This is a genomic window from Corynebacterium sp. (assembly GCF_012837295.1).
GTDB lineage: Bacteria > Actinomycetota > Actinomycetes > Mycobacteriales > Mycobacteriaceae > Corynebacterium.
On sequence record NZ_DURI01000282.1, the window covers coordinates 1 to 4953 of the forward strand.

Sequence of the window (4953 nt, forward strand, 5' to 3'; positions counted from 1 at the left end):
ATGCGGCGCGGCGGAAAGCTCGTCGCTCTTAACCCTGGCGGGCCTTGAAGCGCGGCTCCTTCTTGTTGATCACGTAAACCTTGCCACGGCGGCGCACGACCTGGGCGCCCGGCTTGTTCTTCAGCGACCGAAGGGACTTGCGGACCTTCATTCGGGCGCTCCTTTCTTCTCGGCTCCTGTGGGCGGTGGCGGGCCGCGCCACGCCTGCGCTAACGCGGCGGAAGATGCGACAACCCGGTGACGCCGACCTGCGGCGCCACGACACGAACGGCCATGTTACCCAACGGCCCCCGCAACCACAAAAAGCCCGCTCCCCCGCAGTTGCCGCCGCTCACTTGGCGGCTGCGGCGCGCAGTTCCGCGCTGACCTCCGACAGGGACCGGCCGGTGGTTTCCGGCACCATCTTCCACGTGAACGCCAGCGCCATCGCGCCCGTGACCGCGAAGAACAGGAAGGACCACGACCCTCCCCACGCGTCGACCATGGGCAGGAAGGACTGCGCGACGAACCAGTTCGCCGCCCACAGCGCCAGGCCGGCCAGGCCCATGCCCGCGCCGCGGACCTCCGCCGGGACGATTTCGGAGATGAGCAGCCACGTGGCCACCGACACCGCGGCCTGCTGGAAGGCGATGAACACGGCCATCAGCCCCAGCGACGCCATGGCGCCGCCCCGCGAATCCGACGCCAGCCCGTAGACGGGGGCCAGCGCGGTCAGCGACGCCGCGCAGCCCGCCAAGCCGATGAGGAGCATCTTCCTGCGGCCGATGCGGTCGATGATGCTCATGCCCACCGCGCAGGCGATGACCGACACCGTGCCGATGAGGATGGAGGTGTACACCGAGTTCTCGGCGGACAGCCCGACCTTGTTCATCATCGTCGGCGCGAAGTACATGATCGCGTTGGCGCCCGTGACCTGCTGGGTCACGCCGATGAGCATGGCGATGATCACGGTCCGGCGGATCCACGGCACCTTGAGCGCCGCGCGTTCGGCCGCGCGCTGGTCGCCGCTCATGGATCCCTCGGCGATCTCGACGTCGGAAAGCTCCGCCTGCGGGCCGTGCATGTCCCGCAGCACCTTCAGCGCCCGGTCGCGCCGGTTGCGGCGCAGCAGGTACGCCGGGGTGTCCGGCAGCAGCAGCATGCCGATGAACAGCACCACCGCCGGCACCGCGCCGAGGCCGAGCATCCAGCGCCACGACCCGGACTCTGCCAGCGCGGAGTTGGTGAGGAATGCGACGAGCTGGCCGATGACGATCATCAGCGAGTTGAGGCTGACCAGGCGGCCGCGGATGTGCGGCGGCGACATCTCCGAGATGTACATGGGCACGACGATGGACACGCCGCCGATGCACACGCCGAGCAGCGTGCGGGCGGCGCCGAGCTCGAAGGCCGAGCCCGCCACCGCGCACCACAGGCTGCCGGCGATGAAGCCGACCGCGCCGATGAGCACGGTGGCCCGGCGGCCGATGGCGTCGGCCACGCGGCCGCCGGCGAAGGCGCCGATCGCCGCGCCGACCAGGAGCATCGCGGTGACCGTCGACTCCTGTGCGGCGGTGAGCTCGAAGGAGCGCTGGATGAACAGGAGCGCGCCGGAAATGACGCCGGTGTCGTATCCGAAAAGGAGGCCGCCGAGTGCGGCGATGACGGCGACGGCGATGGCGCGGCCCGAGCCGCGGGTGTTCTGCACGGAATTCACGTGGGCAATCATGCCACCGAAACCGCACCGAAACCTCGCCGACGTACCCTTGGCCCATGAGCATTTCGAAGGACGGCCTCCGCGAACGCATCATCTCCGAGCTGCACGTGTCGCCCGACGTCGACCCCGCCGCCGAGATCGAGGCGCGCGTGACCTTCTTGGTCGACTACCTCGCCGCCACCGGCGCCCGCGGCTACGTGCTGGGCATCTCCGGCGGCCAGGACTCGACGCTGGCGGGCAAATTGGCCCAGCTCGCGGTGGAGCGGGTGCGCGCCGACGCCGGCGGCACCAACCCCGATCACCTCGCCGATCCCGTGTTCATCGCGGTGCGCCTGCCCCACGGGGTCCAGGCCGACGAGGATGACGCGCAGATGGCGCTGCGCTTCATCGACCCCGACGAAACGGTGACCGTGGACATCGAACCGGCCACCGACGCCACCGACGCCGCAGTGGCGAAGGCGCTGAAGATCAAGGGGCTCGGCGACTTCAACAAGGGCAACGTCAAGGCCCGGCAGCGGATGATCGCGCAGTACGCCATCGCCGGCGAGCGCGGCCTGCTGGTGCTCGGCACCGACCACGCGGCGGAGGCCGTGACGGGCTTCTACACCAAGCACGGCGACGGCGGCGTGGACCTCGTTCCGCTGGAGGGCCTGACCAAGGGCCAGGGCGCGCGGCTGCTGGAGCACCTCGGCGCCCCGTCCGCGACGTGGACGAAGGTCCCCACGGCGGATCTCGAGGAGGACCGGCCCGCGCTTCCCGACGAGGTCGCCCTCGGCGTCACCTACGCGGCAATCGACGCATACCTGGAGGGACGAGAGGTGGCGGACGCCGACGCGGAACGCATCGAGCATCTCTGGCGAATCAGCCGGCACAAGAGGACCACTCCCCCGGGCCCCTCGCAGGAGTGGTGGCGGAACTAATCCTCGGGCGCGAACGCGTCGGCGCCGGCGAGCCACACGGGATCGGCGGTGTGGCCGGAGTCCTGGACCAGTTCGGCGATGACCAGGCCGTGGGCGAAGGCCCACAACGCGAGGCCCCGGGCTTCATCGCCCCCGGTGACGCGGGTGAAGGGTTCGCGGATCCACCGGTCGAGGTCCGTCGGCTCGACCATGTTCACCACGCGGGTGCGGCTGATCAGACGGTAGCCGTGCGGGTCCGCCGATGCCGCCCGCCGGTACGCCTTCAGCAGCGACCGCGGGCACGGGTCCTCGTCGACGGCTTCGTGGAGTGCGCCGCCGAGATTGCGCAGGGTCTCGTCGAGAAGCAACCGGTACAGCTCGTCCTTGCCGGTGATGTGCTTGTACAGGGACGGGGCCTTGACGTCGAGGCGCGCGGCGAGGCGGCGCATGCTGACGTTGCGCCAGCCGGACTCGCGCAGCATCGCCCGCGCCTCGTCCAGGATGTGCTGGACGCGGGGCGAATGCGTGCCGGGTGCGGCGATCGGGTGCTGGTGCTCGCGGGCCTCTGACATGGGAGCATCACCCTCCGGGATGTTTATGATGCTGGTCACAAATCGGAGGGTAGCGCCGAATCCGGCGGTGCGGGCGGGTTTGCCCGAAAAGGCTAGTAGCGCTCGGGCTCGTCGCCGAGGTGGAACTTGCGGCCCGAGATGTCGGACGGGGTGACCACCACGTAGTTGTACTTCAGCGTCGGCAGCCACGGCTTGAGCGGCAGCTCGTCGGCCTTGGCGATCTCGTCGTTGGACTGCAGCGCGCGGGCGGAGCCCTTCACGATGACGGACCAGGCCTCCTCCGCCTCGGAGTCGACGTTGTCGGCCTCGAACAGCACGTCGTCGTTGAGGGTGAGGCTGAACAGCTTGGAGCCCTCCGCGGTGCGGAAGTAGATGGCGCCCTCGTGGACGACGTAGTTCAGGGGGAACAGATCCATGTCGTCCTTGCGGCGCACCACCAGGCGGCCGAAAGTCTTGGTCGACAGCAGCTCGAGGGACTCCTCGTCGGACAGCTTCTGGATCACGTCATTGTATTCGCTCATGACGACCATTGTTCCACCACCGGGACTTTCACGCAGACCCGACCCCCGCCGCAAAATGCGCACATGATCTGCGGAGATGAGATTACCCAGGTAGCGGGCCGATCCCCGGCGAACGGCGTTAGGGGGTGACCAGGACCTTGATGCTCCGCCGGGCGTCCATGTCGGCGTACCCGCCGGGAATCCCCTCCATCCCCGTCACCGCATCGAACACGAGACCCGGCTCGATTTTCCCCTCCAGGATGTCGGGCATGAGCTCCTCGACGTACGCGCGCGTCGGCGCGGGCCCGCCCGCCAACCGCACGTTCGGCCCGAAGAGGCTGGTGAAACCGACGCGCGCCCTCGAGTACTGGGGAACGCCGACCCGGCTGATCACGCCGCCGGGGCGGACCACCCCAACGGCCTGCTCGTAGGCCGGCATGTGGCCGACCGCTTCGAGCACGATCTCCGAGCCATGACCGCCGGTCAGCTCGCGGACCTTTTCGATGCCCTCCTCTTCCCGCTCCGCCACCACGTCGGTGGCGCCGAACTTGCGGCCGAGGTTCGTGCGGTCCCGGTGACGCCCCATGAGGATGATCCGCTCCGCGCCCAGCCGCGCGGCCGACAGCACGGCCATCAATCCGACGGCGCCGTCCCCGATCACCGTCACCGTGCTGCCGCGGGTCACCCCGCCGCACCTCGCCGCGTGATGGCCCGTGCCGAAGACGTCGGAGAGCGTGAGCAGCGACGGGACGAGCGCCGAATCGGGGGCGACGGGCAATTTCACCAGCGTGCCGTCGGCAAGCGGCACCCGGACCGCCTCCGCCTGACCGCCCTGGTCGGGGACGCCGTCCCAGAATGCGGCCTGCTCATGCAGGCAGGATGTGTGCAGCCCCTCCGCGCAGAAGACGCAGGTGTTGTCGGAAATCGCGAACGGCGCGACCACGAGGTCCCCCCTGCGCAGCGTCGCCACCGACTCTCCCACGTCCTCCACGACTCCGATGAACTCGTGGCCCATTCGGGAGGGCCCGTTCGCGGGGTCCATCGAGTGGTACGGATGCAGGTCGGAACCGCAGATGCAGCTGGCGGTGACGCGGACCAGCGCATCGGTGGGCTTCTCGATGCGGGCGTCGGGAACGTCCTCGACTCTCACATCGCCGGGGCCGTACATGAGGGTTGCGCGCATGGTCGTCTCGCTTCCGTTTGCCGATGTGCCGCAAGGATACGGGAGGCGCGGGAGCCCGGACGCGCAAAAAGCGGGGCCGCACCCGGTTTCCCGGATGCGGCCC

Annotated in this window: 6 protein-coding genes; 1 reads left to right on the forward strand and 5 read right to left on the reverse strand. The window is 69.4% G+C overall.

Annotation, left to right across the window (positions count from 1 at the left end; genetic code table 11):
• Positions 1 to 28 precede the first annotated feature (28 nt).
• Together ykgO and GX015_RS09165 are read right to left on the reverse strand one after the other, a co-directional pair.
• Positions 29 to 151 carry a type B 50S ribosomal protein L36 gene (gene ykgO / locus GX015_RS09160; RefSeq protein ID WP_005511141.1) on the reverse strand — a complete coding sequence of 41 codons (123 nt, stop codon included), beginning with the start codon at positions 149 to 151 and terminating at the stop codon, positions 29 to 31.
• A gap of 180 nt (positions 152 to 331) precedes the next feature.
• Positions 332 to 1696: a sugar porter family MFS transporter gene (locus GX015_RS09165; RefSeq protein ID WP_291344561.1), complete on the reverse strand. Its 1365-nt coding sequence runs from the start codon at positions 1694 to 1696 to the stop codon at positions 332 to 334.
• A 56-nt stretch (positions 1697 to 1752) separates the two neighbouring features.
• On the opposite strand from GX015_RS09165, the gene nadE reads away from it, so the two are divergent.
• Positions 1753 to 2616 (forward strand): ammonia-dependent NAD(+) synthetase, encoded by an 864-nt coding sequence (nadE, locus tag GX015_RS09170; protein WP_291344562.1) that lies wholly within the window; start codon positions 1753 to 1755, stop codon positions 2614 to 2616.
• On the opposite strand, the gene GX015_RS09175 is transcribed toward nadE, so the two are convergent.
• The 3 genes from GX015_RS09175 to GX015_RS09185 form a co-directional block, all read right to left on the reverse strand.
• Positions 2613 to 3206, reverse strand: a complete 594-nt coding sequence (locus tag GX015_RS09175; protein ID WP_291344565.1) for a TetR/AcrR family transcriptional regulator — start codon at positions 3204 to 3206, stop codon at positions 2613 to 2615. The two genes, nadE and GX015_RS09175, sit on opposite strands and share 4 nt — an antisense overlap.
• A gap of 53 nt (positions 3207 to 3259) precedes the next feature.
• The gene (locus tag GX015_RS09180) at positions 3260 to 3688 is read right to left on the reverse strand and encodes a pyridoxamine 5'-phosphate oxidase family protein (protein WP_291344567.1); all 429 of its coding nucleotides are present in this window, start codon (positions 3686 to 3688) and stop codon (positions 3260 to 3262) included.
• Between the two features lie 118 nt (positions 3689 to 3806).
• Complete coding sequence (locus GX015_RS09185; protein ID WP_291344568.1) at positions 3807 to 4850, reverse strand: alcohol dehydrogenase catalytic domain-containing protein; 1044 nt, start codon at positions 4848 to 4850, stop codon at positions 3807 to 3809.
• Between the last annotated feature and the right edge of the window lie 103 nt (positions 4851 to 4953).